Below are 1,888 nucleotides of genomic sequence, written 5' to 3' on the forward strand. Positions count from 1 at the left end.
GGTTCGAGTCCTCTTCTGGGCACCAAAAAAAATACAAAAAAGCCGATGATCGAAAGATCATCGGCTTTTTTCATACTTGCCCAGAAAGCAATGTGCTAGTGCACATTGCGTGGGGACTCGAAAGGCATCGCTTGCAAGCGATGCCGGGGTCGCGGAACGTGACCGAGTCCTCTCGGCGCCGCGGGCGCCGTACGGGGGATTGGAGGGACTACTGATGCCGGGTCTCATCGCCGGTTTTAGATCGCAGGCGTTAAGACACACCTCACCCTCTCATACACTTCGCCTTCTCATCCCCCTCACACATCTCCCCCGCCACCACGCCCCAATCACACCCCCTGCCGTCATACCTACGACGCCATCGCGCGGCGAACTTCGACAAGATCGCGAGTATGCGCGTACTCATTGGCGAGATCGCCAGCACATCGGCTCACCGTTTTCAGATCGAACACCTTGGGCAACAGCACCTCATCCAGAATCCGTTCGAACTGCCGGGCGATCTCTCGCGCAAAAGCGGCATGAAAACTGTCAACGTGATGGGTGCCAATCGAAAGATCAGGCGAGCAGCGATGAAGGGGACGTGACGAAAAACCAAGGCGACTCCTAGTGAGTCGCTTTTTTCGTTACCTCGGTGCACGCCGCCCCGACTCCGGTCGCTAACTGAGAATGTGTAGCGTTTCCGTCACGTCGCGCGCGCCCGCGCTTCAGAAACAAAAGGAAATCTGTAAAATTTACCTCATAAAAAATTGAATATTGTTCAACGGGCGCTTAATTCGTTGAGCTTGTCGGGTGTTTTTGGTTTTAGTTGCTTGATACTTGTTGGGAAATACATGCCTGCCTTCACTCGCGGCGAGCTTGCCGATTTGAACGTTTTTGTCACCATCTGCCGCCGGCAGAGTTTCCGGGAGGCCGCCACAGAGCTGGGCGTGACGACCTCGGCTCTCAGTCACGCGATGCGCAATCTTGAGGCGCGTCTGGGGGTCAAGCTTCTCAATCGCACGAGTCGTTCCGTGTCGCCGACGGCGGCGGGATCGGCCTTGGCGAAGGAATTGGAACAGGGCCTTGAGCAGATTGCATTTGCGATTGGGGCGCTGGACCGTTACCGTGCGTCGCCGGCTGGGCGATTGCGTCTGAACGTTCCGCGCGATGCGGCGCGTTTATTGCTCGACCCTATCCTGCCGCGTTTCGTGGCGTCGTATCCCGACATTGAGCTGGACGTGACCGTCGACGACCGGATGCTCGACATCGTGGCCGAGGGGTTCGACGCGGGCATGCGTTATGGCGACACGGTGCCGGGCGACATGATTGCGACGCCGCTGACCCCGGCGCTCAAGTGGATCGTGGTGGCATCGCCGGCGTACATTGCGCGGCACGGTCGCCCCAAAGTGCCGCAGGATTTGATGTCGCACAATTGCATCCGGATGCGTTTGGGTGACAACACGCTGTACAAATGGGAGTTGGGCAACGGTACGACGGCGGTCGAGCTGGACGTGCCTGGCGCATTGAGCATCAATGAAAGCGATGGCGTGATTGCGGCGGCCGTGGGTGGATTGGGGCTTGGGTATGTATTGGAGCGCAACGTGGCTGAGGAACTGGCCAATGGCACGTTGGAGGCGGTGTTGACGGAATGGGCGGTGGATGGTCCGCCGTTGTCGATGTATTACCCGAGTCGGCGACAGACGTTGCCGGGGTTGCGCCATTTGATCGACATGATTCGATCGGAGCACATGGGTCGGGCGGCGTGATTTTGGGGTGACTGCGGGTGGGATGAGGGGGTGTGTGAAAGTTTTTTGAATTTTTTTGCCCCTCCATGTTGACAGTCCCGACCACCCTCGGCATAATCTCACTTCTTCGCAGCGAGCAAGCAACACAGCGAGCTGCCGGGGCCCAG

2 protein-coding genes are annotated in these 1,888 nt (G+C 58.2%); both read left to right on the top strand.

Translation table 11 applies throughout. The features are described from left to right. Positions 1 to 389: 389 nt before the first annotated feature. Positions 390 to 581 carry a hypothetical protein gene (locus A9762_RS26965; protein ID WP_069345040.1) on the top strand — a complete coding sequence of 64 codons (192 nt, stop codon included), beginning with the start codon at positions 390 to 392 and terminating at the stop codon, positions 579 to 581. Between the two features lie 246 nt (positions 582 to 827). Then, on the top strand, positions 828 to 1,742 hold the full coding sequence (locus tag A9762_RS26970; RefSeq protein ID WP_069345041.1) for a LysR family transcriptional regulator: 915 nt from the start codon (positions 828 to 830) through the stop codon (positions 1,740 to 1,742). Positions 1,743 to 1,888: the final 146 nt, after the last annotated feature.

The sequence above is a fragment of the Pandoraea sp. ISTKB genome, assembly GCF_001721285.1.
Lineage (GTDB): Bacteria > Pseudomonadota > Gammaproteobacteria > Burkholderiales > Burkholderiaceae > Pandoraea > Pandoraea capi.